Origin of the sequence: Actinomadura sp. 7K534 (genome assembly GCF_004348575.1) — a bacterium.
GTDB lineage: Bacteria > Actinomycetota > Actinomycetes > Streptosporangiales > Streptosporangiaceae > Spirillospora > Spirillospora livida.
The window spans coordinates 1-21,334 of record NZ_SMKB01000011.1 but is presented as its reverse complement, the minus strand read 5'-3'; the positions used below and the strand labels follow the sequence as shown (position 1 = coordinate 21,334).

Here is a 21,334-nt window from a genome sequence, read left to right as displayed (position 1 = left end):
AACCCGAAGCCGGGCCGCCGCACCACGATCACCGAAGAAAACAGCGGCACTACAGCAAAGGACACCGAGGCCACCATGGCGGGACAGAAGATCCGCATCCGGCTCAAGGCCTACGACCACGAGGTCATCGACACCTCCGCGAAGAAGATCGTTGAGACGGTGACGCGGACGGGCGCCAAGGTCGCGGGCCCGGTGCCGCTGCCGACCGAGAAGAACGTGTACTGCGTCATCCGCTCGCCGCACAAGTACAAGGACAGCCGCGAGCACTTCGAGATGCGCACGCACAAGCGGTTGATCGACATCATCGACCCGACGCCCAAGACGGTCGACTCGCTCATGCGGCTCGACCTTCCCGCCGGCGTCGACATCGAGATCAAGCTCTAAGGGACGCACCGAGAGATGAGTAAGCAGAGGAAGGGCGTCCTGGGCGAGAAGCTCGGCATGACCCAGGTCTTCGACGATGAGGGCCGGATCGTTCCGGTGACCGTCGTCCAGGCCGGGCCGTGTGTCGTCACCCAGATCCGCGACCAGGAGAAGGACGGCTACACCGCCGTCCAGATCGGGTTCGGGCAGATCGACCCGCGCAAGGTGAACAAGCCGCGCACGGGTCACTTCGAGAAGGCCGGCGTCACGCCGCGCCGCTACCTCGTCGAACTGCGGGCCGACGACACCACCGAGTACGAACTCGGCCAGGAGATCACCGCCAGCGTCTTCGAAGCCGGCCAGAAGATCGACGTCACCGGTACGAGCAAGGGCAAGGGCACCGCTGGTGTCATGAAGCGCCACGGCTTCCACGGCCTCGGCGCCTCGCACGGCACCCAGCGCAAGCACCGCTCGCCCGGCTCGATCGGCGGCTGCGCGACCCCCGGTCGCGTCTTCAAGGGCCTCCGCATGGCGGGACGGCACGGCAACGCCCGCACCACCGTGCAGAACCTGACCGTCCACGCCGTCGACGCGGAGAAGAACCTGCTGCTGATCAAGGGCGCGGTTCCCGGTCCCAACGGCGGCGTGGTGCTGGTCCGCGACGCAGTGAAGGGGACGGGCAAGTGACGACCAAGCTCGACATCGACCTGCCCGCGGAGGTCTTCGACGCGAAGACCAGCGTGCCGCTGATCCACCAGGTCGTGGTGGCGCAGCTGGCCGCGGCGCGGCAGGGCACGCACTCGACCAAGACCCGCGGCGAGGTCCGCGGCGGCGGCCGCAAGCCGTACCGGCAGAAGGGCACCGGCCGGGCCCGGCAGGGCTCGACCCGCGCGCCCCAGTTCGCCGGCGGCGGCGCCGTGCACGGCCCGCAGCCGCGGGACTACGGCCAGAAGACGCCCAAGAAGATGAAGGCCGCCGCGCTGCGCGGCGCCCTGTCGGACCGCGCCCGGTACGGCCGGATCCACGTGGTCGACAACCTCATCGAGGGCGACGCCCCCAAGACGAAGACGGCGCTCAAGGCCCTGCGCGACATCACCGAGGCCAAGCGCGTGCTCGTGGTCCTGGACCGCGAGGACGAGCTGACCTGGAAGAGCCTGCGCAACGAGCCGAGCGTGCACGTGCTCGTCTCCGACCAGCTCAACACCTACGACGTGCTGGTGAACGACGACGTCGTCTTCACGAAGGCGGCGTACGACGAGTTCATCTCGCGCGCGGCGAAGAAGTAAGGAGGGTCTGCCATGACTAAGATCGCCGACCCCCGCGACGTCATCATCGCGCCGGTCGTCTCGGAGAAGAGCTACGGGCTGCTGGACGAGAACAAGTACACCTTCATCGTCCGCCCGGACGCCAACAAGACGCAGATCAAGCAGGCCGTCGAGGCGGTGTTCGGGGTCAAGGTGACGAACGTGAACACGCTCAACCGGCAGGGCAAGCGCAAGCGCACGCGGTTCGGCTACGGGAAGCGCAAGGACACCAAGCGCGCCATCGTCAGCCTTGCCGAGGGCGAGCGGATCGACATCTTCGGCGGCACGGCCTGACGGCCGGCGACCGGAGAACAGACAAGGGATGAACGAATAAGATGGGCATCCGTAACTACAAGCCGACGACTCCGGGTCGTCGCGGCTCCAGCGTGGCCGACTTCGTCGAGATCACGCGCAGCGAGCCGGAGAAGTCGCTGCTGCGTCCGCTCCCCAAGAAGGGCGGCCGCAACAACCACGGCCGCATCACGACCCGGCACCAGGGCGGCGGGCACAAGCGCGCCTACCGCGTGATCGACTTCCGCAGGCACGACAAGGACGGCGTCCCGGCGAAGGTCGCGCACATCGAGTACGACCCGAACCGCACCGCGCGGATCGCGCTGCTGCACTACGTGGACGGCGAGAAGCGCTACATCCTCGCTCCCCGCGGCCTCAAGCAGGGCGACCGCGTCGAGAACGGGCCGGGCGCCGACATCAAGCCGGGCAACTGCCTGCCGCTGCGCAACATCCCGACCGGTACGGTCATCCACGCCATCGAGCTCCGGCCCGGCGGCGGCGCCAAGATCGCCCGCAGCGCGGGCGCCGGCGTCCAGCTACTGGCCAAGGAGGGCAAGTACGCCACGCTGCGCATGCCCTCCGGCGAGATGCGGATGGTGGACGTGCGCTGCCGCGCGACGGTCGGCGAGGTCGGCAACGCCGAGCAGTCGAACATCAGCTGGGGCAAGGCCGGCCGCATGCGGTGGAAGGGCAAGCGCCCGACCGTCCGCGGCGTGGCCATGAACCCGATCGACCACCCGCACGGTGGTGGTGAGGGCAAGACCTCCGGTGGTCGGCACCCGGTGAACCCGGCCGGCAAGAAGGAAGGCCGCACTCGACAGGCGAACAAGTCGAGCGACCGGCTGATCGTCCGTCGTCGCAGCAAGAAGAAGCGGTAGGAGTCGCTCGTCATGCCACGTAGCCTTAAGAAGGGCCCGTTCGTGGACGACCACCTGATGAAGAAGGTGGACGTGCAGAACGAGAAGGGCACCAAGAACGTCATCAAGACGTGGTCGCGGCGCTCCATGATCGTGCCGGACATGATCGGTCACACGATCGCCGTGCACGACGGCCGCAAGCACGTCCCGGTGTTCATCACCGACGCGATGGTGGGGCACAAGCTCGGCGAGTTCGCGCCGACGCGCACGTTCCGCAGCCATGTGAAGGAAGACCGCCGCAGCAGGCGCGGCTGAGCAGTAGATCGTACGGAGAGAGGGAACAGCGATGGAAGCCAGGGCCCAGGCGCGGTTCGTCCGCGTCACGCCCATGAAGGCCCGCCGCGTGGTGGACCTCATCCGCGGCCTGCCAGCCGCGGAGGCACAGGCGGTGCTGCGGTTCGCCCCCCAGGCCGCGAGTGAGCCGGTGGGCAAGGTGCTGGCGAGTGCCATCGCCAACGCCGAGCACAACTTCAAGCTCGACTCGGACACGCTCGTCGTGAGCCGTGCGTGGGTGGACGAGGGGCCGACGCTCAAGCGTTTCCGTCCCCGCGCCCAGGGCCGGGCCTACCGCATCAACAAGCGCACGAGCCACATCACCGTGGTCGTGGAGTCGCGCGATGAAGCTGCGTCGACGGCCGGCGGCGGTAAGAAGACGAGGAGGGCCCGGTAGTGGGTCAGAAGATCAACCCGCACGGGTTCCGGCTCGGCATCACCACCGACCACAAGTCCGTGTGGTTCGCCGACAAGCTCTACAAGGACTACGTCAAGGAAGACGTCCAGATCCGGCGCATGCTGCAGAAGGGCATGGACCGGGCGGGCATCTCCAAGGTGGAGATCGAGCGGACCCGTGACCGTGTCGAGGTCAACATCCACACCGCCCGGCCGGGCATCGTCATCGGCCGCCGCGGCGCGGAGGCCGAGCGCCTCCGCGGCGACCTGGAGAAGCTGACCGGCAAGCAGGTCCGGCTGAACATCCTCGAGGTGAAGAACCCCGAGATCGACGCGCAGCTCGTCGCGCAGGGCGTGGCCGAGCAGCTGTCCAGCCGGGTCGCGTTCCGCCGCGCCATGCGCAAGGCGATCCAGTCGGCGATGAAGTCGGGCGCCAAGGGCATCAAGGTGCAGTGCGGCGGCCGCCTCGGCGGCGCCGAGATGTCGCGGTCGGAGTTCTACCGCGAGGGCCAGGTCCCGCTGCACACGCTGCGCGCCGACATCGACTACGGCTTCTACGAGGCCCGGACGACGTTCGGCCGCATCGGCGTCAAGGTGTGGATCTACAAGGGCGAGGCCGCGCAGACCCGCGCCGAGCGGGAGCAGCAGGCCGCGCAGCAGCGTGCCGCCGGCGGCGGTGGCGGCCGTGAGCGGCGCGGCGACCGGCGCGGCGGTGGCCGCGGTGGCCGTGGCGGCCGCGGCGGCGAGCGCGGCGGCGGTGGCGGCGGCGAGCGCGGCGGCGCCCCGAAGCAGCAGCAGAGTTCCGAGCAGCCGGCGCAGACGGCCGAGACTGCTCCGCAGGGTGAGGGGAGCTGAGTAACCCATGCTGATCCCTCGCAAGGTCAAGCACCGCAAGCAGCACCACCCGAAGCGCAGGGGCATGGCCAAGGGCGGCACCAGGGTCACGTTCGGCGAGTACGGGATCCAGGCCATCGAGGGCGCGTACGTGACGAACCGGCAGATCGAGGCCGCGCGTATCGCGATGACCCGGCACATCAAGCGCGGCGGCAAGGTCTGGATCAACATCTTCCCGGACCGGCCGCTGACCAAGAAGCCCGCCGAGACCCGCATGGGCTCCGGCAAGGGCTCGGTCGAGTGGTGGGTGGCCAACGTCAAGCCCGGACGCGTGATGTTCGAGCTGTCGTACCCGAACGAAGAGGTCGCCCGCGCCGCCCTCATGCGCGCGATCCACAAGCTTCCGATGAAGTGCAAGATCGTCAAGCGGGAAGTGGGTGAGGGCTGATGGCCAAGGGACTGACCGCCGACGACCTGCGGACCGAGCCCGAGGACGTCCTGGTCACCAAGCTCAAGGAGGCCAAGGAGGAGCTGTTCAACCTCCGCTTCCAGGCCGCCACCGGCCAGCTTGAGAGCCACGGGCGGCTGCGCACCGTGAAGCGCGAGATCGCCCGCATCTACACCGTGATGCGGGAGCGCGAGCTCGGCATCGTCACGGTCGACGACGCCGCGGAGGACAACGAATGACCGAGCAGACGACGCAGACCGAGAAGCGGCCGAGCCGCAAGGTCCTCGAGGGGCTCGTGGTCAGCGACAAGATGGACAAGACCGTGGTCGTGTCCGTCGAGGACCGCGTCACCCACCGCAGGTACCACAAGGTGATCCGCCGCACGAAGAACTACAAGGCGCACGACGAGGCCAACGAGTGTGGCGTCGGCGACCGCGTCCGTCTCATGGAGACCCGGCCGCTGTCGGCCACCAAGCGGTGGCGCGTGGTCGAGATTCTCGAGAAGGCCAAGTAATTACTGGTTCCACCAGGCTGATCGCCCGCCGCGGGCGGGCGATCAGAACCGGTGTGACGAACAGGAGTCAACGTGATCCAGCAGGAGTCGCGACTCAAGGTCGCCGACAACACGGGTGCGAAGGAGATCCTCTGCATCCGCGTTCTCGGCGGCTCGGGTAGGCGCTACGCGGGAGTCGGCGACATCATCGTCGCGACGGTGAAGGACGCCCTTCCCGCCGCGGGCGTGAAGAAGGGTGACATCGTCAAGGCCGTCGTCGTGCGCACCCGCAAGGAGCGCCGGCGCCCCGACGGCTCCTACATCCGCTTCGACGAGAACGCCGCCGTGCTCATCAAGGACGGCGGGGACCCCCGCGGCACCCGAATCTTCGGCCCGGTGGGCCGTGAACTGCGCGAGAAGAAGTTCATGCGCATCATCTCGCTCGCGCCGGAGGTGCTCTGATGAAGATCCGCAAGGGCGACGAGGTCATCGTCCTCGCCGGCAAGGACAAGGGCGCGACGGGCAAGGTCCTGCGCGTCTACCCGGCGCGCGAGCGCGTGGTCGTCGAGGGCGTCAACCTCATCACCAAGAACATCAAGGCCGACCAGCAGCGTGCCGGCAGGGACAGCGGCCGCGTCACGATGGAGGCGCCGCTGCACGTCAGCAACGTCGCCATCGTCGAGGACGGCAAGCCGGTACGGGTCGGATACCGCATCAACGAGGACGGCACGAAGGTTCGGATCTCGCGCCGTAGCGGTAAGGAGATCTGAGACCCATGACCGACACCGCCACCGAGCGTCCCGTCCCGAAGCCGAGGCTCAAGCTGCGCTACCGCGAGGAGATCGCGGGCCAGATGCGCGAGCAGTTCGGCTACGAGAACGTCATGCAGATCCCCACGCTGACCAAGATCGTGGTCAACATGGGCGTCGGCGACGCGGCCCGGGACGCCAAGCTGATCGACGGCGCGATCCGCGACCTGTCACTGATCACCGGCCAGAAGCCGGCCGTCAACCGGGCCAAGAAGTCCATCGCGCAGTTCAAGCTGCGCGAGGGCATGCCGATCGGCGCGCACGCCACGCTGCGCGGCGACCGGATGTGGGAGTTCCTGGACCGGCTCCTGTCGACGGCGCTGCCCCGCATCCGCGACTTCCGCGGCCTGTCGCCGAAGCAGTTCGACGGCAACGGGAACTACACCTTCGGGCTCACCGAGCAGGTCATGTTCCACGAGGTCGACCCGGACAAGGTCGACCGCCAGCGGGGCATGGACATCACGGTCGTGACGACCGCGAAGAACGACGACGAGGGCCGGGCGCTGCTCAAGCTCCTGGGCTTCCCCTTCAAGGAAAGCTGAGCGAGGAGCATATGGCGAAGAAGTCGCTGATCGCCAAGGCGGCGCGGAAGCCGAAGTTCGGCGTGCGCGCGTACACTCGGTGCTCGCGCTGCGGGCGTCCGCGCTCCGTCTACCGGAAGTTCGGCCTGTGCCGCGTGTGCTTCCGGGAGATGGCCCACCGCGGCGAGCTGCCCGGCATCACGAAGTCCAGCTGGTGACCGCCCTCCCGGGGGAACGACGCCCCGGGGGCGGGCTCCGGCCAGTAATGACCGATCGGGCACCCGCGAGGGTGCCCATGACCGCGCCGAAGGTCCACGGGCCGCATCAACCCGAGGAAACCGCGGCGAGGAGGGCCAGCAGGCCATGACGATGACCGACCCGATCGCAGACATGCTGACGCGTCTGCGGAACGCGAATTCGGCGTACCACGACACCGTGGCCATGCCGTACTCGAAGATCAAGGCGCACATCGCCGAGATCCTCCAGCAGGAGGGCTACATCTCGGGCTGGACCGTGGAGGACGCCGAGGTCGGCAAGAAGCTCGTGATCGAGCTGAAGTTCGGCCCGACCCGCGAGCGTTCGATCGCCGGCATCAAGCGCGTCTCGAAGCCGGGTCTGCGCGTGTACGCGAAGAAGGACAACCTGCCCCGGGTCCTCGGCGGACTGGGCGTCGCGATCATCTCGACGTCCTCCGGCCTGATGACCGACCGGCAGGCGGGCAAGCGCGGCGTGGGCGGCGAAGTCCTCGCCTACGTGTGGTGAGGGGAGGGTTCTGCAATGTCTCGAATCGGACGTAACCCCATCACCGTCCCCGGCGGTGTCGAGGTCAACATCGACGGCCGCGAGGTCACCGTCAAGGGGCCGAAGGGCACGCTGTCGCACACCGTCGCCGAGCCCATCGAGGTGAAGCTCGAGGACGGCACGCTGACGGTGAGCCGCCCGAACGACCTCAACAAGGTGCGGGGCCTGCACGGGCTCACCCGCACCCTGATCAACAACATGGTCGTCGGGGTCACCGACGGCTACAAGAAGACCCTGGTCATCCAGGGTGTCGGCTACCGTGTGGCGGCCAAGGGCAAGAACCTGGAGTTCTCCCTCGGGTACAGCCACCCGATCCTCGTCGAGCCGCCGGAGGGCATCTCCTTCACGGTGGAGCGGCCGACCCAGCTGGTCGTCGAGGGCATCGACAAGCAGAAGGTCGGCGAGGTCGCCGCCAACATCCGCAAGCTGCGCAAGCCCGACCCGTACAAGGGCAAGGGCGTGCGGTACGAGGGTGAGTACATCCGCCGCAAGGTCGGAAAGGCTGGTAAGTAGGCATGGCAGGCACGAAGACCCTCGCCGGCAAGGCCACGAGCCGCCGCGCGCTCTCGCGCAGGCGCCGGCACCTGCGGGTCCGGAAGAAGGTCCTCGGCAGCGCCGCGCGGCCTCGCCTGGTCGTGACCCGCTCCAGCAAGCACGTGTTCGTCCAGGTCATCGACGACGACAAGGGCCACACGCTGGCCAGCGCGTCGACGATGGAGGCGGACCTGCGCGCCGACTCCGGCGACAAGACGGCCAAGTCCCGCAAGGTCGGCGAGCTCATCGCCCGGCGGGCCCAGGACGCCGGTGTCTCCGCGGTCGTCTTCGACCGCGGCGGCAACAAGTTCCACGGCCGCATCGCCGCCGTCGCGGAGGGTGCGCGCGAAGGGGGCCTCGAAGTCTGATGGCCCTGTACAAGGCAGAGGAAAGGAACCACTGATGGCAGCGCAGAGGCGTGGTGGCGGTCAGGGTGGCGACCGTCGCGATCGCCGCGACGACCGCCGCGGTGGCGCCGACAAGGGCCAGTCGTACATCGAGAAGGTCGTGGCGATCAACCGTGTCGCCAAGGTCGTCAAGGGCGGGCGGCGCTTCAGCTTCACCGCCCTGGTGATCGTCGGTGACGGCAACGGCACCGTCGGCGTCGGCTACGGCAAGGCCAAGGAGGTGCCCGCGGCGATCGCCAAGGGCGTCGAGGAGGCCAAGAAGCACTTCTTCAAGGTGCCGCGGATCCAGGGCACCATCCCGCACCTGGTGCAGGCGCGGGACGCGGCGGGCGAGGTCCTGCTGCGTCCGGCGAGCCCCGGTACCGGTGTGATCGCGGGTGGCCCGGTGCGCGCGGTGCTGGAGGCCGCCGGCATCCAGGACGTGCTGAGCAAGTCGCTGGGCAGCGACAACGCGATCAACATCGTGCACGCCACGATCGCGGGCCTGAAGGCGCTGAAGCGTCCCGAGGAGATCGCGGCCAAGCGCGGCCTGCCGATCGAGGACGTCGCCCCCGCGGCCATGCTGCGGGCCCGCGCCGCGGGCAGCGAGCCCAGGCCGGAGGTCGCGAGCTCATGAGCAATCTGAAGATCACGCAGACCAAGTCGGTGATCAGCGAGAAGCAGAACCAGCGTGACACGCTGCGCACCCTCGGCCTGAAGAAGATCGGGCAGAGCGTGGTCCGCGAGGACCGCCCCGAGGTGCTCGGCATGATCCGGACGGTGGCGCACCTGGTCACCGTCGAGGAGGTCGACTGACATGGCGGCTGATCTCGGTAAGAAGGACGACGCCACGGGAACCGGCGCCGAGGGCGGCGCGCCGCTCAAGGTGCACGACCTGCGTCCGGCCCCCGGCGCCAACCGCGCCAAGACCCGCAAGGGCCGCGGCGAGGCGTCCAAGGGCAAGACCGCGGGCCGCGGCACCAAGGGCACCAAGGCCCGCGGCACCGTCCCCGTCGGTTTCGAGGGCGGCCAGATGCCGCTGATCCGCCGGGTTCCGAAGCTGAAGGGCTTCAAGAACCCGAACCGGGTCGAGTTCCAGGTCGTGAACCTGGACCGGCTCGCCGCGCTCTACCCCGAGGGCGGCGAGGTCACGGCGGAGGACCTGGCGGCGAAGGGCGCGGTGCGCCGCGGCCGTCCGGTCAAGGTACTCGGCACCGGCGACATCTCCGTCGCGGTTCAGGTGAAGGCGCACGCCTTTTCCGGAGCCGCGAAGGAAAAGATCGCGGCCGCCGGCGGAACCGCCGACGAGCTGTAGGAAGAGACACCTTCGATGCCGGGGCCGTGTTCGCCTTGCGCCGGGGGCCGTGAGGTCCTCCCCGCGGGCGGGACGGCCCCGGTGTCATCTGCTGTTAGAGTCACACGGTCGGAGGTGCTCCGCGTGAGATTCCACACTTCGGGTTTCTCAGCAGGTATCCTCCGCCAGGACTCATGGACCTGTAACCGGCCCTCGGCGGCCAAGAACTCGCCAGTCACGCAGGAGGAATGGTGCTGACCGCGTTCGCTCGGGCTTTCCGTACGCCTGACCTGCGTAAAAAGCTGCTCTTCACGTTGTTCATCATCTTGGTGTTCCGGCTCGGGTCGATCGTCCCGACGCCGAACGTGAACGTCAGCGTGCTGAAAGAGACCGCCGATGCGGCCAAGGAGAGCAACCAGCTCTACGGTCTTGTCGACCTGTTCAGCGGCGGTGCGCTGCTGCAGTTGTCGGTCTTCGCCCTGGGCATCATGCCCTACATCACGGCGAGCATCATTCTCCAGTTGCTCACGGTCGTGATCCCGCGGCTGGAGGCCCTCAAGAAAGAGGGCCAGTCCGGCACTACGAAGATCACCCAGTACACCCGCTACCTGACCGTCGGGCTGGCGATCCTGCAGGCGACCGGCATCGTGGCGATGGCGAGCACCGGCCAGCTGTTCCAGGGGGTCTCCGGCGCCAACGACATCCTCTACGAGACGACCATGTTCCCCATCATCATGATGGTGGTCGTCATGGTGGCCGGCACGACCGTCATCATGTGGCTGGGCGAGCTGATCACCGACCGCGGCGTCGGCAACGGCATGTCGCTGCTGATCTTCACGCAGGTCGTCGCGGTCTTCCCCGCCCAGTTCTGGAGCATCTTCAAGGCCAAGGGCGGCTTCATCTTCGCGGTGGTGCTGATCGTCGGTCTGGCGATCATGGCCGGTGTCGTGTTCGTCGAGCAGGCCCAGCGGCGCATCCCCGTCCAGTACGCCAAGCGGATGGTCGGCCGGCGCATGTACGGCGGCACCTCGACCTACATCCCGCTGAAGGTCAACCAGGCCGGCATCATCCCGATCATCTTCGCGTCGTCGCTGATCTACCTGCCCGTCCTGGCGACCCAGCTGTGGCCCGAGACCAAGTGGCTGCAGAAGGTCCAGCCGTACCTGCAGCAGGACAACGCCTGGCACATGGCGGCCTACTTCGCCCTGATCATCTTCTTCACCTACTTCTACGTGGCGATCACCTTCAACCCCACTGAAGTGGCCGACAACATGAAGAAGTATGGTGGATTCATCCCAGGTATCCGCCCTGGCCGGCCGACCGCCGAATACCTCGACTTCGTGCTGACCAGGATCACCACACCCGGTGCCGTGTACCTGGGGCTCGTGTCCCTGATCCCGATGGTGGCGTTCGCACTCCTGAACGCGACCCAGGAGTTCCCCTTCGGTGGCGCGAGCATCCTCATCATCGTCGGCGTCGGACTGGATACCGTGAAGCAGATCGAGAGTCAGCTGCAGCAGCGCAACTACGAGGGTTTCCTGCGGTAGTGCGTATCGTCCTGGTGGGCCCCCCGGGTGCGGGCAAGGGGACGCAGGCCCAGTACATCGCATCTCATCTGTCCATCCCGAAGATATCGACAGGTGACATCTTCCGCGCCAACGTCAGCGGCGGCACGGAGCTCGGGCGGCAGGCCAAGCAGTACATGGACCGCGGCGACCTGGTGCCCGACGAGGTGACGATCGCGATGGTGCGCGACCGCCTCGCCGAGGACGACGCCCGCGACGGGTTCCTGCTGGACGGCTTCCCGCGCAACGTCCCCCAGGCCGAGACGCTGAAGAAGATCCTCGCCGAGTGGGACGCCCGGCTCGACATCGTGCTCGAGCTGGTCGTCGACGAGGACGAGGTCGTCCGGCGGCTGTCGGGCAGGCGCACCTGCGACCGCTGCGGCCGGATCTGGCACGTCGACTTCGACGACAAGCAGGACGACATCTGCGACGACTGCGGCGGTCACCTGTTCCAGCGCGACGACGACAAGGAAGAGGTCGTCCAGCACCGCCTGGAGGTCTACAAGCAGGACACGGCCCCGCTGGTGCAGTTCTACGCCGACGAGAACATCCTGGTCGGCATCGACGCGACCGGCCCGGTCGAGGAGGTCACCAAGCGCGCCCTGACCGCCCTGCGCCCGCTGGAGAAGTAGAGCAAGGCATGGGCCCCGGTCCCCGCGGGGAGCGGGGCCCGGCGGAGAAGTTTGTGAGGGCGGGAAGATGTTCAAGCGGCGCAGGCCCGCGATCCAGGTGAAGACCGCGGAGCAGCTGGAGCTGATGCGCGCGGCCGGGCTCCTGGTCGGCCGGACCCTCGAGGTCCTGCGGGAGGCGGTCCGGCCGGGGATCACCACCCTCGACCTGGACCGGATGGCCGAGCAGCACATCCGCGACCACGGCGGCGTGCCGTCGTTCAAGGGCTACCACGGCTTCACCGGGACGATCTGCGCGTCGATCAACGAGGAGATCGTGCACGGCATCCCGAACCGCGGGAAGGTGCTGCGGGACGGCGACGTCATCTCCATCGACTGCGGCGCGATCGTCGAGGGGTGGCACGGCGACGCGGCGATCACCGTCCCGGTGGGGGAGATCACCGCGGAGCTGCGGCGGCTCCTGGAGGTGACCGAGACGTCCCTGTGGCACGGTCTCGCGGCCGGACGGGCCGGGGCCAGGCTCACGGACATGTCGCACGCGATCGAGGCTCACATTCGCTCTGAGGGCGCCTACGGCATCGTCGAGGGCTACGGCGGGCACGGCATCGGGACCGAGATGCACATGGACCCGCTCATCCCGAACCACGGCGAGCCGGGGCACGGGCCCGTCCTGGAGCCGGGGATGTGCTTCGCGGTCGAGCCGATGGTGAACCTCGGCACGAAGGACACCGTGGAGCTGGACGACGGCTGGACGGTCGTCACGCTCGACGGGCGCTCCTCGGCGCACTTCGAGCACACCTTCGCGGTCACGCCCGAGGGGCCGCGCGTCATGACGGCCCTCGACGAGGGCCGCGAGTGGTTCACCAAGCTCGGCGTCGAGGCGTACGCCACGGCTTCCGGGAAGTCGCCGGCGCGGGGCGGGAACTGACCTCCGCGCGAGGGGCCGTCACCGGAATCATCCCTACATAATGGGAACTGGAGCTTCTGGCTGAGCGGAGGGGACGATGGCGCCGAACCCTGACATCCGGGCCTCGGACGCCGACCGTGACCGGGTGGCGGCGAGCCTGCGCGAGCACTGCGGCGAGGGCCGGATCACGATGGACGAGCTGCACGAGCGGCTGGAGGCGGTGTACGACGCCAAGACCATCGGGCAGCTCCAGGAGGTCACCGCCGACCTGCCCGAGGAGGACCTCTACCAGCTTCCCGTCCCCGCTTCGCAGCCGAAGAGCACCGACCTGGCGGCCAGTGCGGTGTCGCGGGTGCCGGAGGTGTCACAGCACCGGGCGATGTGGGCGGCGTGGGCGTCGGTCAGCGCGATCAACTTCACGATCTGGCTGATCATCGCCGTGTCGAGCGGCTGGGTCTATCCGTGGTGGATCTGGGTCGCGGGACCCTGGGGCGCGATGCTCCTGATCGGCACGCTGTTCGGCGGCGGCCGCCGCCACGAGTGACGCGATGGACGGCGCGGGGGGTCACTCCACGTCCATCAGGGGCCGGTAGTTCCCGGTCGGGACGAAGTGCGTCGTGGCGGTGCCGTCCTCCTCGACGAGGTGGATGGCGAACCCGGCCGGCTCTCCGGTGACCGCGGCCCGCCCCGGCTGCGTCAGGTCGAGGAACAGCTGCCGGTAGGTGCTGGGGCAGGTGGTGCTGACGGTGCCCGCCAGCGAGCCGACCGAGCCGCGGTGCACGTGCCCGGAGATCACCCGCACCACCTGCGGGTGCTTGGAGATCACCGCCGCGAACCCGGCGGGGTCGATGAACCGCATCTCGTCGATGAAGCGGATCCCGATGGGGAACGGCGGATGGTGCGTGGCCACGATCGTGGGCGTGCCGGGCGCGGCGGCGAGCGTCGCGTCGAGCCAGGCGAGGCGGTCCTCGCTCATGTGCCCGTGGGGGTGCCCGTCCACGGTGGTGTCGCAGCAGACGAGCCGCACGCCCGCCACGTCGACCGCGTACTGGACGGGGTCGTGCCGGGCGAACCCGCCGGCGGTCATCGCGGGATGGTCGTCGAAGACCTTCCGCATCTCCTCGCGGTCGTCGTGGTTGCCGGGCATCGGGTAGACGGGCATCGGCAGCGGGGACAGCAGCGCGTGCAGCCGGGCGTACTCGGCGTGCCGGCCCCCGTCGGCGAGGTCGCCGGTGAGGACGACGGCGTCGGGGCGGGCGGGCAGCGAGAGCAGGCTCGACACGGCGGCCCGCAGGGCGCGGACCGGCCCGGAGCCGTCGTCCACCTGACCGTCGCGGCCCGCCGCGAGGTGGATGTCGCTCAACTGCGCGATGATCGCCATCGATCCTCTCCCCCTTGCCCCAGCACATCACGGACGCGTGGCCGCGGCACCCCCGGCTCCACCCCCGGCGCACCGAGACGATCTTCGCGTCCCGCGTCCGCACTGTCGACCCCGGCCCCGCCGCAGCGGCCGGACGGGCGGGGTGCCCGGGCCGCGGGCCTACCGCTACCTTGCCCCACGGCGAACCGCGGCGAAAGGGAGGCACATGTCGGTGATGTGGAGGCCCAAGGGAATTGGCCGGGTCTGCTCCGGCGGCCGCCATGTGATCACCACGCCCCGGCTGCTGCTCCGCTCGCTGACGATGGCGGACATTCCGCTCACCGAGGCCCTCGGCAGTGATCCCGAGGCGCAGCGCTGGCTCGGCTGGGCGCCGGAGGACATCATGCCCGAGGACGAGCGCGACCACCTGCTGGCGGCCCCGGTCGGCGCCGGGCGTTCCCGCTTCGGGCTGCCGAGCCGCCGCGTGGAGCTGGGGATGCTGGCCATCGACCCGGAGTACGGCCTGCCCGCCGGGGCGTTCTTCCTGACCCCGGAGTCGGAGGCCCGCTGCGAGCTGGGCGGCTACCTGGCGCCTCGCTACCGGGGCCGCGGGCTCGGGGCGGAGCTGTTCGCCGCCGGGCTCGCGCTCGCCCAGCAGCATCTGCACTTCACCGAGGTGCGCGCGGGTGTGGAGCCCGAGAACGTCGCGTGCGCCCGCTCGCTGTGGAGGGCCGGCCTCGACCCGGCCGACGGCCCGGAGACGCATGTGCTCCAGGACGGCCGAGTAATACCGTCCGCCTGGTACTCCGACGTCACGCCGAACCCCGTGTGGTGCCCGTCCGGCTGGTGACCGCTTCGGGGCGGTCAGGCGACGTGCGGGATGACCAGGGACAGCGCCGAGGTGACCTCTTCGGCGGCGGGCGCGACGTCGGGCACGACGTCGCGGAGCGCCAGCCAGCCGTTGATCGCCTGGACGGTCGGCTTGGCCTCGATGAGCTGCGGGTCGTCGATCCCGTACCAGGCGGCGATCTTGGACCAGCGCCACAGCCGGTGCCCGGCGGACGACATCTCCGACGAGGGGAACCCGGCGACGCCGCGGGAGCCGGTGATCGCGTGCCGGACCGAGTCGAGGGAGCGCCCGACCCGCTCGGCGATGTCGCGGATCGTCAGCAGCGGGTCGGCCTCGACCTGCAGGACGTGCACGCCCGGCGCGCTGACCTCGACGTGCTCGACCACCTCCATGATCGCCGCGGCGAGGGTGGGGCCGGGCCAGGAGCAGGACGCGTTGCCGGGGCGCTCGGCGTGCTCGGGCTCGCTGATGATCGACACGGTGACCGCGCCGTGCGTGCGGTCGAACAGCGGGTCCAGCTCGTCCTCGTAGAGGGGACGACTGAGGATCAGCGCGAAGTCATAGCTCGGCATGCTGATCCTCCTCGGGCGTCTCTCTCCTCGAAAGGTACAACGCGGGGGCGCGGTATGCTTGGCTCGGGACCGGTCTCGCGACCCGTATCATGCGTCGATTTCGCATTGTGCGACCGGTTGACGTAGACTCCTTTGTCGGTCCGTCGGCGGCCGCCTGATTCCCTGTTCCGGACGCTTTACGCGTCGTGGCGGTGGGTTGCGGCCGATTCTCCCTCGGGAGCCGGGGCCGAGTCCAATGAGCCGACCAGTGAAGCGCGGAGGACATGCCCAAGAAAGAAGGGGCCATCGAGATCGAGGGCACCGTCATCGAGTCCCTCCCGAACGCCATGTTCCGGGTGGAGCTCGACAACGGGCACAAGGTGCTCGCCCACATCAGCGGCAAGATGCGGATGCACTACATCCGGATCCTGCCGGACGACCGCGTCGTTGTGGAGCTGAGCCCCTACGACCTCACGCGCGGTCGGATCGTCTACCGGTACAAGTGAATCCCATCAATCCCACTGGGGTTGCCTTCCCCGCGCGTGGCGGCGCGGGGGTGACCCTGCTTTAGGAGACCCAGTGAAGGTCAAGCCGAGCGTCAAGAAGATCTGCAACAAGTGCCGCGTCATCCGCCGGCACGGCCGGGTCATGGTGATCTGCTCCGACCCGCGCCACAAGCAGCGCCAGGGCTGACGCCCAGCCCGCAAGACAACCCAAGCGCATCGCAGCCTTCGCATCGATGGCCGTACGTCCCCCTCGCGGGACGTGCGGCACCGTCGTGTGGAGGGGCCACCCCCGGACCGCGAGAGGCCGGGGCCGCCACCCGGGCAGGGTGTGTGCGGACGTGATGCGTCCATACCTCCGCGATACGAAGGGAACTGCCCACGATGGCACGCCTACTCGGCGTCGACCTCCCGCGCGAAAAGCGCGTGGAGGTCGCTCTCACCTACATTTTCGGCATCGGCCGGACGCGGGCGCTGGAAACCCTCGCGGGTACCGGTGTCAACCCCGACCTCCGGGTGCACCAGCTCGGTGACGAGGAGCTGGTGCAGCTCCGCGACTGGATCGAGGCGAACTACAAGACCGAAGGCGACCTGCGCCGTGAGGTCCAGGCCGACATCCGCCGCAAGATCGAGATCGGGTCCTACCAGGGCATCCGGCACCGCCGCGGGCTTCCCGTGCACGGTCAGCGCACGCAGACCAACGCGCGTACCCGCAAGGGCAAGAAGAAGACCGTGGCCGGCAAGAAGAAGGTCGGCAAGAAGTAGTCCGCGCCGGGCCTCCGCGGCCCGTCCGGGTCGATGACCTCAAGAGTTAGAGAGAGCAGATGCCTCCTAAGAGCCGTGTCGGCGCCAAGAAGGTGCGCCGCAAGGAAAAGAAGAACGTCGCTCATGGGCACGCCCACATCAAGAGCACGTTCAACAACACGATCGTTTCGATCACCGACCCCAACGGCAACGTGATCTCCTGGGCCTCCTCGGGCCACGTCGGTTTCAAGGGCTCGCGCAAGTCCACCCCGTTCGCCGCGCAGCAGGCCGCCGAGTCGGCCGCCCGGCGCGCGATGGAGCACGGCATGCGCAAGGTCGACGTCTTCGTGAAGGGCCCGGGGTCGGGCCGCGAGACCGCCATCCGGTCGCTGCAGGCGACCGGCCTCGAGGTGGGCTCGATCCAGGACGTCACGCCCGTTCCGCACAACGGCTGCCGCCCGCCCAAGCGTCGTCGGGTCTGAGGCAGGGGAGATCTAACAATGGCTCGTTACACCGGTGCGGACTGCAAGCTCTGCCGCCGCGAGAAGATGAAGCTGTTCCTCAAGGGCAGCAAGTGCGAGGGCCCCAAGTGCCCGATCGAGATCCGTCCCTACCCTCCGGGTGAGCACGGCCGCGGTCGGCCCAAGGAGACCGAGTACCTGCTGCAGCTTCGCGAGAAGCAGAAGGCGCGGCGCATCTACGGCATCCTGGAGCGGCAGTTCCACAACTACTACGTCGAGGCGAACCGCCAGCAGGGCAAGACGGGTGACAACCTGCTCACGCTGCTGGAGCGCCGGCTCGACAACGTGGTCTACCGCGGCGGCTTCGCCAAGTCCCGCGACATGGCCCGCCAGCTCATCCGCCACGGCCACATCCGGGTCAACGGCAAGAAGGTCAACATCCCGTCGGCCCTGGTGAGCGAGGCCGACATCATCGACGTCAAGCCGAAGTCGCTCGAGTCGACGCCGTTCCAGGTCGCCAAGGCCGAGGTCGGCGAGCGCCCCGTCCCGGCGTGGCTCGGGGTCGACGGCGAGAAGATGCGGATCTTCGTGCACTCGATGCCGGTCCGGCAGCAGATCGACGCTCCCGTCCAGGAGCAGCTGATCGTCGAGCTCTACTCCAAGTAGGGGCTCAACCCTCGCCGGGATTCCGCGGTGCGTTCCGTGGATTCCCGGCGGGTCGGGGAACACTCACAGACGCGGTAGTCAAATAGCGGGCACCGCGGAAAGAAGGCACCACCATGCTCATCGCTCAGCGTCCCACTCTCACCGAAGAGCAGGTCGACGAGTACCGGTCGCGGTTCACCATCGAGCCGCTGGAGCCGGGCTTCGGCTACACGATCGGCAACTCGCTGCGTCGTACCCTGCTCTCCTCGATCCCCGGTGCGGCCGTCACCAGCATCCGCATCGAGGGCGTCCTGCACGAGTTCTCCACCGTGCCCGGGGTCAAGGAGGATGTCACCGACATCATCCTGAACCTGAAGGAGCTCGTCGTCTCCTCGGAGCACGACGAGCCCGTCGTCATGTACCTGCGCAAGCAGGGCCCGGGCGAGGTCACCGCGGCCGACATCGCGCCGCCGGCGGGTGTCGAGGTCCACAACCCGGACCTGCACATCGCCACGCTGAACAACAAGGCCAAGCTGGAGATGGAGCTGACGGTCGAGCGCGGCCGCGGCTACGTCTCGGCCGCGCAGAACAAGCAGCCGGGCCAGGAGATCGGCCGGATCCCGATCGACTCCATCTACTCGCCCGTGCTGAAGGTCACCTACAAGGTCGAGGCGACCCGAGTCGAGCAGCGCACCGACTTCGACCGCCTCATCCTGGACGTCGAGACCAAGCAGGCGATGCTGCCGCGCGACGCGGTGGCCTCCGCCGGCAAGACCCTCGTCGAGCTGTTCGGGCTGGCCCGGGAGCTCAACGTCGAGGCCGAGGGCATCGACATGGGCCCGTCCCCGACGGACGCCGCGCTCGCCGCGGACCTGGCCCTGCCGATCGAGGAGCTGAACCTCACCGTCCGCTCCTACAACTGCCTCAAGCGCGAGGGCATCCACTCGGTGGGCGAGCTCGTCGCCCGCTCCGAGCAGGACCTGCTGGACATCCGCAACTTCGGCGCGAAGTCCATAGAAGAGGTCAAGCAGAAGCTCAACGACATGGGCCTGTCGCTCAAGGACTCCCCGCCCGGGTTCGACCCGAGCGCGGCGGCGGACGCCTACGGCGACGACGACCAGAGCTACGCCGAGACCGAGCAGTACTGACGAAACCGATCCCGGCGGCCGGGGGCGCGTCCCCCGGCCGCACGGACCCAGCTGACGCCGGTACCTGGTACGGCCGGCGCAGGAAGGAACCACCATGCCCAAGCCCACGAAGGGCACCCGCTTCGGCGGCAGCCCCGCGCACCAGCGGCTGATCCTGGCCAACCTGGCGACGTCGCTGTTCGAGCACGGCCGCATCACGACCACCGAGGCCAAGGCCCGGCGGGTGCGTCCGCTGGCGGAGAAGCTGATCACCAAGGCGAAGAAGGGCGACCTGCACAACAGGCGTCTGGTGGCGAGGACGATCCGCGACAAGGGCGTCGTGCACGAGCTCTTCACCGAGATCGCGCCGAGCTTCGCGGACCGGCCCGGCGGCTACACCCGCATCACCAAGCTCGGCCCGCGCAAGGGCGACAACGCGCCCATGGCCGTGATCGAACTGGTCACGGAGCCGATGCCGGCGGCCAAGGTCGCGCCGAAGGTCGAGGAGAAGGACCTGCCCGCCGAGGGCGAGGTCACCCTCAGCAAGGCCGAGGCCGAGGCCGACGACGCGCCCGCCGAGGACGCCAAGGCCGCGGAGAGCAAGGCCGAGGACACCGAGTCCGAAGGCGACGCCAAGGCGGGCGACAAGGAGTAGTTCACCGCTTGACCTGGCCGAGCGTTTGCTCGACAAGCGTTTGCTCGACATTCGTCAGGGCCCGCCGTTCCGCTCGGGACGGCGGGCTTTGATCTTTGCCAGACTTGATCTCATGGTCAGGTCAGTGGCGCAGCGACGTGCATGCACAAGGGGACGGGACGGCGACGTTGCAGAGGGACGAACCGGCTGACATGACCGCACTGGTACGACTCCGGCTCGACATCGGCTACGACGGGTCGGATTTCGCGGGCTGGGCGAGGCAACCGAACCAGCGCACCGTGCAGGGCGTCATCGAGGACGCGCTGGCCCGCATGCTGCGCCTGGACCCGCCCCCCATGCTCACCGTCGCCGGCCGCACGGACGCCGGCGTCCACGCCCGGGGGCAGGTCGCCCACCTGGTGGTCCCGGTCGCGGCGTACTCGGCGATCAACGGGACGATGCCGCGCCGCCTGGCGGGGCTGCTGCCGCCGGACGTCCGGGTGTGGCGGGTGTCGGTCGCGCCGGAGGGGTTCGACGCGCGCTTCTCGGCGCTGTCGCGCCGGTACGTGTACCGGGTGTGCGACAACCCCGTCGGCGTGGAGCCGCTGCGCCGCCACGACGTGCTGTGGCATCCGCGCCCTCTTGACCTGCAGCGGATGAACGAGGCCGCGCGGCTCCTCGTCGGGGAGAACGACTTCGCCGCGTACTGCCGCAAGCGTGAGGGCGCGACGACCATCCGCGAGCTGCTGCGCTACGAGTGGGCCCGCGACGACCGCGACCCCTACCTCGCCCTCGCGACCGTGGAGGCGGACGCGTTCTGCCATTCGATGGTCCGCGCGCTCGTCGGGGCGCTGCTGATGGTCGGGGACGGCCGGCGCGAGGTGGAGTGGCCCGCGCAGGTGCTCGCGGCGCGCGTCCGCGACTCCGCGGTGAACGTGGCGCCCGCGCACGGGCTGTCGCTGGAGGAGATCCGCTACCCCGGCGACGACGGCCTGGCGCGGCGCGCGCAGGAGACGCGCCGCGTCCGGACGCTCGCGGCGAGCACCTCCGCCGGCGCGGAACCGCCCCCGGCCCTGCCGCAGCCGGAGGCGTCCCAGAGCGGCGACCGCGGCGCGCGGTGAGCGCGCCGCGTCCGGTCAGCGGCGGGCGCGCTCCATGATCGGGCGCAGGTCGTAGTCCAGGAACCGCTGGGCCGCCTGCTTTATCACCGGGTCGCCCGGACGGGCCTCCTGGCCGTTCGCCCACTGCACGTAGGCGTAGGCGACGTACCGGCCGCGGACCGTCGCGGCGGCGTAGCCGCCCGCCCGGTCGAGGTTCGGGGTGTTCTTGCCGCCCATGCCGCGGAACCACTCGTACCGGGCGGGGTCGCCGGCCCGGCTCACCCGGAGCGCGGCCTCCTTCGTCGGCATCACCGCGATCCCGGACGTGACGGCCAGCGAGGTCGACCGCTCGATGAACGTCGCGCGGACGATCTTGCGGCACTTCTCCCGTTCGAGGGCCTGCAGCATGGAGCCCCTGGCCGCGTACGACGGCTCGCGGTTGAGCGACCAGCGGTCGCGGGTGTAGGTCCGTCCGCCGAGCTTGATGGTCTCGGTGGGGAACACGTCCTGGAACGCCAGGGGCTCGCGGTCGGTCCGCTCGTTGTCGATCCTGGACGGCGGCCCGGCGGCGCTGGGGGCGGGGGACGGCGTGGC

Annotated in this window: 37 protein-coding genes; 34 read left to right on the top strand and 3 right to left on the bottom strand. The window is 69.1% G+C overall.

The genetic code is table 11. From position 1 onward, the window contains the following. Positions 1 to 75: 75 nt before the first annotated feature. From rpsJ to E1266_RS04235, 25 genes are all read left to right on the top strand, one after another. Positions 76 to 384 carry a 30S ribosomal protein S10 gene (rpsJ, locus tag E1266_RS04355; RefSeq protein WP_018657599.1) on the top strand — a complete coding sequence of 103 codons (309 nt, stop codon included), beginning with the start codon at positions 76 to 78 and terminating at the stop codon, positions 382 to 384. A gap of 15 nt (positions 385 to 399) precedes the next feature. Continuing rightward, the gene (gene rplC, locus E1266_RS04350) at positions 400 to 1,050 is read left to right on the top strand and encodes a 50S ribosomal protein L3 (protein WP_132043953.1); all 651 of its coding nucleotides are present in this window, start codon (positions 400 to 402) and stop codon (positions 1,048 to 1,050) included. Continuing rightward, complete coding sequence (gene rplD, locus E1266_RS04345; protein ID WP_132043951.1) at positions 1,047 to 1,649, top strand: 50S ribosomal protein L4; 603 nt, start codon at positions 1,047 to 1,049, stop codon at positions 1,647 to 1,649. The genes rplC and rplD overlap by 4 nt, the downstream gene beginning before the upstream one ends. Before the next feature lie 12 nt (positions 1,650 to 1,661). After that, complete coding sequence (gene rplW / locus E1266_RS04340; RefSeq protein ID WP_132043949.1) at positions 1,662 to 1,961, top strand: 50S ribosomal protein L23; 300 nt, start codon at positions 1,662 to 1,664, stop codon at positions 1,959 to 1,961. Between the two features lie 41 nt (positions 1,962 to 2,002). Further along, positions 2,003 to 2,836 (top strand): 50S ribosomal protein L2, encoded by an 834-nt coding sequence (rplB, locus tag E1266_RS04335; RefSeq protein ID WP_132043947.1) that lies wholly within the window; start codon positions 2,003 to 2,005, stop codon positions 2,834 to 2,836. A gap of 12 nt (positions 2,837 to 2,848) precedes the next feature. After that, complete coding sequence (gene rpsS, locus E1266_RS04330; protein WP_067807019.1) at positions 2,849 to 3,130, top strand: 30S ribosomal protein S19; 282 nt, start codon at positions 2,849 to 2,851, stop codon at positions 3,128 to 3,130. Positions 3,131 to 3,161: 31 nt separating this feature from the next. Further along, positions 3,162 to 3,545: a 50S ribosomal protein L22 gene (gene rplV, locus E1266_RS04325; protein WP_131983865.1), complete on the top strand. Its 384-nt coding sequence runs from the start codon at positions 3,162 to 3,164 to the stop codon at positions 3,543 to 3,545. Continuing rightward, complete coding sequence (rpsC, locus tag E1266_RS04320) at positions 3,545 to 4,399, top strand: 30S ribosomal protein S3 (RefSeq protein ID WP_132043945.1); 855 nt, start codon at positions 3,545 to 3,547, stop codon at positions 4,397 to 4,399. Before rplV ends, rpsC begins: the two co-directional genes overlap by 1 nt. Positions 4,400 to 4,406: 7 nt before the next feature. Further along, a complete protein-coding gene (rplP, locus tag E1266_RS04315; RefSeq protein WP_131952933.1) occupies positions 4,407 to 4,826 on the top strand; it encodes a 50S ribosomal protein L16 in 420 nt (139 codons plus the stop codon). Further along, positions 4,826 to 5,065: a 50S ribosomal protein L29 gene (gene rpmC, locus E1266_RS04310; RefSeq protein ID WP_132043943.1), complete on the top strand. Its 240-nt coding sequence runs from the start codon at positions 4,826 to 4,828 to the stop codon at positions 5,063 to 5,065. Before rplP ends, rpmC begins: the two co-directional genes overlap by 1 nt. Then, on the top strand, positions 5,062 to 5,340 hold the full coding sequence (gene rpsQ / locus E1266_RS04305) for a 30S ribosomal protein S17 (RefSeq protein ID WP_132043941.1): 279 nt from the start codon (positions 5,062 to 5,064) through the stop codon (positions 5,338 to 5,340). Before rpmC ends, rpsQ begins: the two co-directional genes overlap by 4 nt. Positions 5,341 to 5,412: 72 nt before the next feature. Further along, positions 5,413 to 5,781: a 50S ribosomal protein L14 gene (rplN, locus tag E1266_RS04300; protein ID WP_131952936.1), complete on the top strand. Its 369-nt coding sequence runs from the start codon at positions 5,413 to 5,415 to the stop codon at positions 5,779 to 5,781. Further along, positions 5,781 to 6,089 carry a 50S ribosomal protein L24 gene (gene rplX, locus E1266_RS04295; RefSeq protein ID WP_132043939.1) on the top strand — a complete coding sequence of 103 codons (309 nt, stop codon included), beginning with the start codon at positions 5,781 to 5,783 and terminating at the stop codon, positions 6,087 to 6,089. The genes rplN and rplX overlap by 1 nt, the downstream gene beginning before the upstream one ends. A gap of 5 nt (positions 6,090 to 6,094) precedes the next feature. Beyond that, a complete protein-coding gene (rplE, locus tag E1266_RS04290; protein ID WP_132043937.1) occupies positions 6,095 to 6,670 on the top strand; it encodes a 50S ribosomal protein L5 in 576 nt (191 codons plus the stop codon). A gap of 11 nt (positions 6,671 to 6,681) precedes the next feature. Beyond that, positions 6,682 to 6,867: a type Z 30S ribosomal protein S14 gene (locus E1266_RS04285; RefSeq protein WP_018657585.1), complete on the top strand. Its 186-nt coding sequence runs from the start codon at positions 6,682 to 6,684 to the stop codon at positions 6,865 to 6,867. 145 nt (positions 6,868 to 7,012) lie between these two features. After that, the gene (rpsH, locus tag E1266_RS04280) at positions 7,013 to 7,411 is read left to right on the top strand and encodes a 30S ribosomal protein S8 (RefSeq protein WP_132043935.1); all 399 of its coding nucleotides are present in this window, start codon (positions 7,013 to 7,015) and stop codon (positions 7,409 to 7,411) included. A gap of 15 nt (positions 7,412 to 7,426) precedes the next feature. Then, the gene (rplF, locus tag E1266_RS04275; protein WP_132043933.1) at positions 7,427 to 7,963 is read left to right on the top strand and encodes a 50S ribosomal protein L6; all 537 of its coding nucleotides are present in this window, start codon (positions 7,427 to 7,429) and stop codon (positions 7,961 to 7,963) included. 2 nt (positions 7,964 to 7,965) lie between these two features. Beyond that, positions 7,966 to 8,352, top strand: a complete 387-nt coding sequence (gene rplR, locus E1266_RS04270) for a 50S ribosomal protein L18 (RefSeq protein ID WP_132043931.1) — start codon at positions 7,966 to 7,968, stop codon at positions 8,350 to 8,352. Positions 8,353 to 8,383: 31 nt separating this feature from the next. Continuing rightward, the gene (gene rpsE / locus E1266_RS04265) at positions 8,384 to 9,007 is read left to right on the top strand and encodes a 30S ribosomal protein S5 (RefSeq protein ID WP_131952947.1); all 624 of its coding nucleotides are present in this window, start codon (positions 8,384 to 8,386) and stop codon (positions 9,005 to 9,007) included. Then, positions 9,004 to 9,186 (top strand): 50S ribosomal protein L30, encoded by a 183-nt coding sequence (gene rpmD, locus E1266_RS04260; protein WP_021596720.1) that lies wholly within the window; start codon positions 9,004 to 9,006, stop codon positions 9,184 to 9,186. The genes rpsE and rpmD overlap by 4 nt, the downstream gene beginning before the upstream one ends. 1 nt (position 9,187) lies before the next feature. After that, on the top strand, positions 9,188 to 9,685 hold the full coding sequence (rplO, locus tag E1266_RS04255; protein WP_132043929.1) for a 50S ribosomal protein L15: 498 nt from the start codon (positions 9,188 to 9,190) through the stop codon (positions 9,683 to 9,685). Between the two features lie 230 nt (positions 9,686 to 9,915). After that, positions 9,916 to 11,211 (top strand): preprotein translocase subunit SecY, encoded by a 1,296-nt coding sequence (gene secY / locus E1266_RS04250; RefSeq protein WP_132044023.1) that lies wholly within the window; start codon positions 9,916 to 9,918, stop codon positions 11,209 to 11,211. Continuing rightward, positions 11,211 to 11,861: an adenylate kinase gene (locus E1266_RS04245; RefSeq protein ID WP_131983845.1), complete on the top strand. Its 651-nt coding sequence runs from the start codon at positions 11,211 to 11,213 to the stop codon at positions 11,859 to 11,861. Before secY ends, E1266_RS04245 begins: the two co-directional genes overlap by 1 nt. 67 nt (positions 11,862 to 11,928) lie before the next feature. Next, a complete protein-coding gene (map, locus tag E1266_RS04240) occupies positions 11,929 to 12,786 on the top strand; it encodes a type I methionyl aminopeptidase (RefSeq protein WP_132043927.1) in 858 nt (285 codons plus the stop codon). A 76-nt stretch (positions 12,787 to 12,862) separates the two neighbouring features. Then, positions 12,863 to 13,309, top strand: coding sequence for a DUF1707 domain-containing protein (locus tag E1266_RS04235; RefSeq protein WP_132043925.1), 447 nt, complete (start codon positions 12,863 to 12,865; stop codon positions 13,307 to 13,309). A 21-nt stretch (positions 13,310 to 13,330) separates the two neighbouring features. Here E1266_RS04235 and E1266_RS04230 read toward each other — a convergent pair whose 3' ends face one another. Beyond that, the gene (locus E1266_RS04230; RefSeq protein WP_132043923.1) at positions 13,331 to 14,146 is read right to left on the bottom strand and encodes a phosphodiesterase; all 816 of its coding nucleotides are present in this window, start codon (positions 14,144 to 14,146) and stop codon (positions 13,331 to 13,333) included. A gap of 205 nt (positions 14,147 to 14,351) precedes the next feature. On the opposite strand from E1266_RS04230, the gene E1266_RS04225 reads away from it, so the two are divergent. Beyond that, the gene (locus tag E1266_RS04225) at positions 14,352 to 14,975 is read left to right on the top strand and encodes a GNAT family protein (RefSeq protein WP_165965925.1); all 624 of its coding nucleotides are present in this window, start codon (positions 14,352 to 14,354) and stop codon (positions 14,973 to 14,975) included. A gap of 14 nt (positions 14,976 to 14,989) precedes the next feature. Here the strand turns inward: E1266_RS04225 and E1266_RS04220 are convergent, their stop codons facing one another. Beyond that, on the bottom strand, positions 14,990 to 15,547 hold the full coding sequence (locus E1266_RS04220; protein WP_132043919.1) for a hypothetical protein: 558 nt from the start codon (positions 15,545 to 15,547) through the stop codon (positions 14,990 to 14,992). A gap of 263 nt (positions 15,548 to 15,810) precedes the next feature. Here E1266_RS04220 and infA point away from each other — a divergent pair, with 263 nt between their 5' ends. From infA to truA, 8 genes are all read left to right on the top strand, one after another. Then, a complete protein-coding gene (gene infA, locus E1266_RS04215; protein ID WP_018657567.1) occupies positions 15,811 to 16,032 on the top strand; it encodes a translation initiation factor IF-1 in 222 nt (73 codons plus the stop codon). 73 nt (positions 16,033 to 16,105) lie between these two features. Further along, the gene (gene rpmJ, locus E1266_RS04210) at positions 16,106 to 16,219 is read left to right on the top strand and encodes a 50S ribosomal protein L36 (protein WP_021596712.1); all 114 of its coding nucleotides are present in this window, start codon (positions 16,106 to 16,108) and stop codon (positions 16,217 to 16,219) included. A gap of 194 nt (positions 16,220 to 16,413) precedes the next feature. Beyond that, a complete protein-coding gene (gene rpsM / locus E1266_RS04205) occupies positions 16,414 to 16,794 on the top strand; it encodes a 30S ribosomal protein S13 (RefSeq protein WP_132043917.1) in 381 nt (126 codons plus the stop codon). Positions 16,795 to 16,853: 59 nt separating this feature from the next. Then, positions 16,854 to 17,255 (top strand): 30S ribosomal protein S11, encoded by a 402-nt coding sequence (rpsK, locus tag E1266_RS04200; protein WP_067486841.1) that lies wholly within the window; start codon positions 16,854 to 16,856, stop codon positions 17,253 to 17,255. Positions 17,256 to 17,273: 18 nt separating this feature from the next. Beyond that, the gene (gene rpsD / locus E1266_RS04195) at positions 17,274 to 17,900 is read left to right on the top strand and encodes a 30S ribosomal protein S4 (RefSeq protein WP_132043915.1); all 627 of its coding nucleotides are present in this window, start codon (positions 17,274 to 17,276) and stop codon (positions 17,898 to 17,900) included. A gap of 113 nt (positions 17,901 to 18,013) precedes the next feature. Next, the gene (locus E1266_RS04190) at positions 18,014 to 19,027 is read left to right on the top strand and encodes a DNA-directed RNA polymerase subunit alpha (protein WP_131950911.1); all 1,014 of its coding nucleotides are present in this window, start codon (positions 18,014 to 18,016) and stop codon (positions 19,025 to 19,027) included. 94 nt (positions 19,028 to 19,121) lie between these two features. Then, positions 19,122 to 19,661 (top strand): 50S ribosomal protein L17, encoded by a 540-nt coding sequence (gene rplQ, locus E1266_RS04185; RefSeq protein WP_132043913.1) that lies wholly within the window; start codon positions 19,122 to 19,124, stop codon positions 19,659 to 19,661. Between the two features lie 191 nt (positions 19,662 to 19,852). Further along, on the top strand, positions 19,853 to 20,761 hold the full coding sequence (gene truA, locus E1266_RS04180) for a tRNA pseudouridine(38-40) synthase TruA (protein ID WP_207945411.1): 909 nt from the start codon (positions 19,853 to 19,855) through the stop codon (positions 20,759 to 20,761). 15 nt (positions 20,762 to 20,776) lie between these two features. Here the strand turns inward: truA and E1266_RS37770 are convergent. Continuing rightward, on the bottom strand, positions 20,777 to 21,334 hold a 558-nt coding region (locus tag E1266_RS37770; RefSeq protein WP_165965924.1), incomplete at its 5' end, for a hypothetical protein.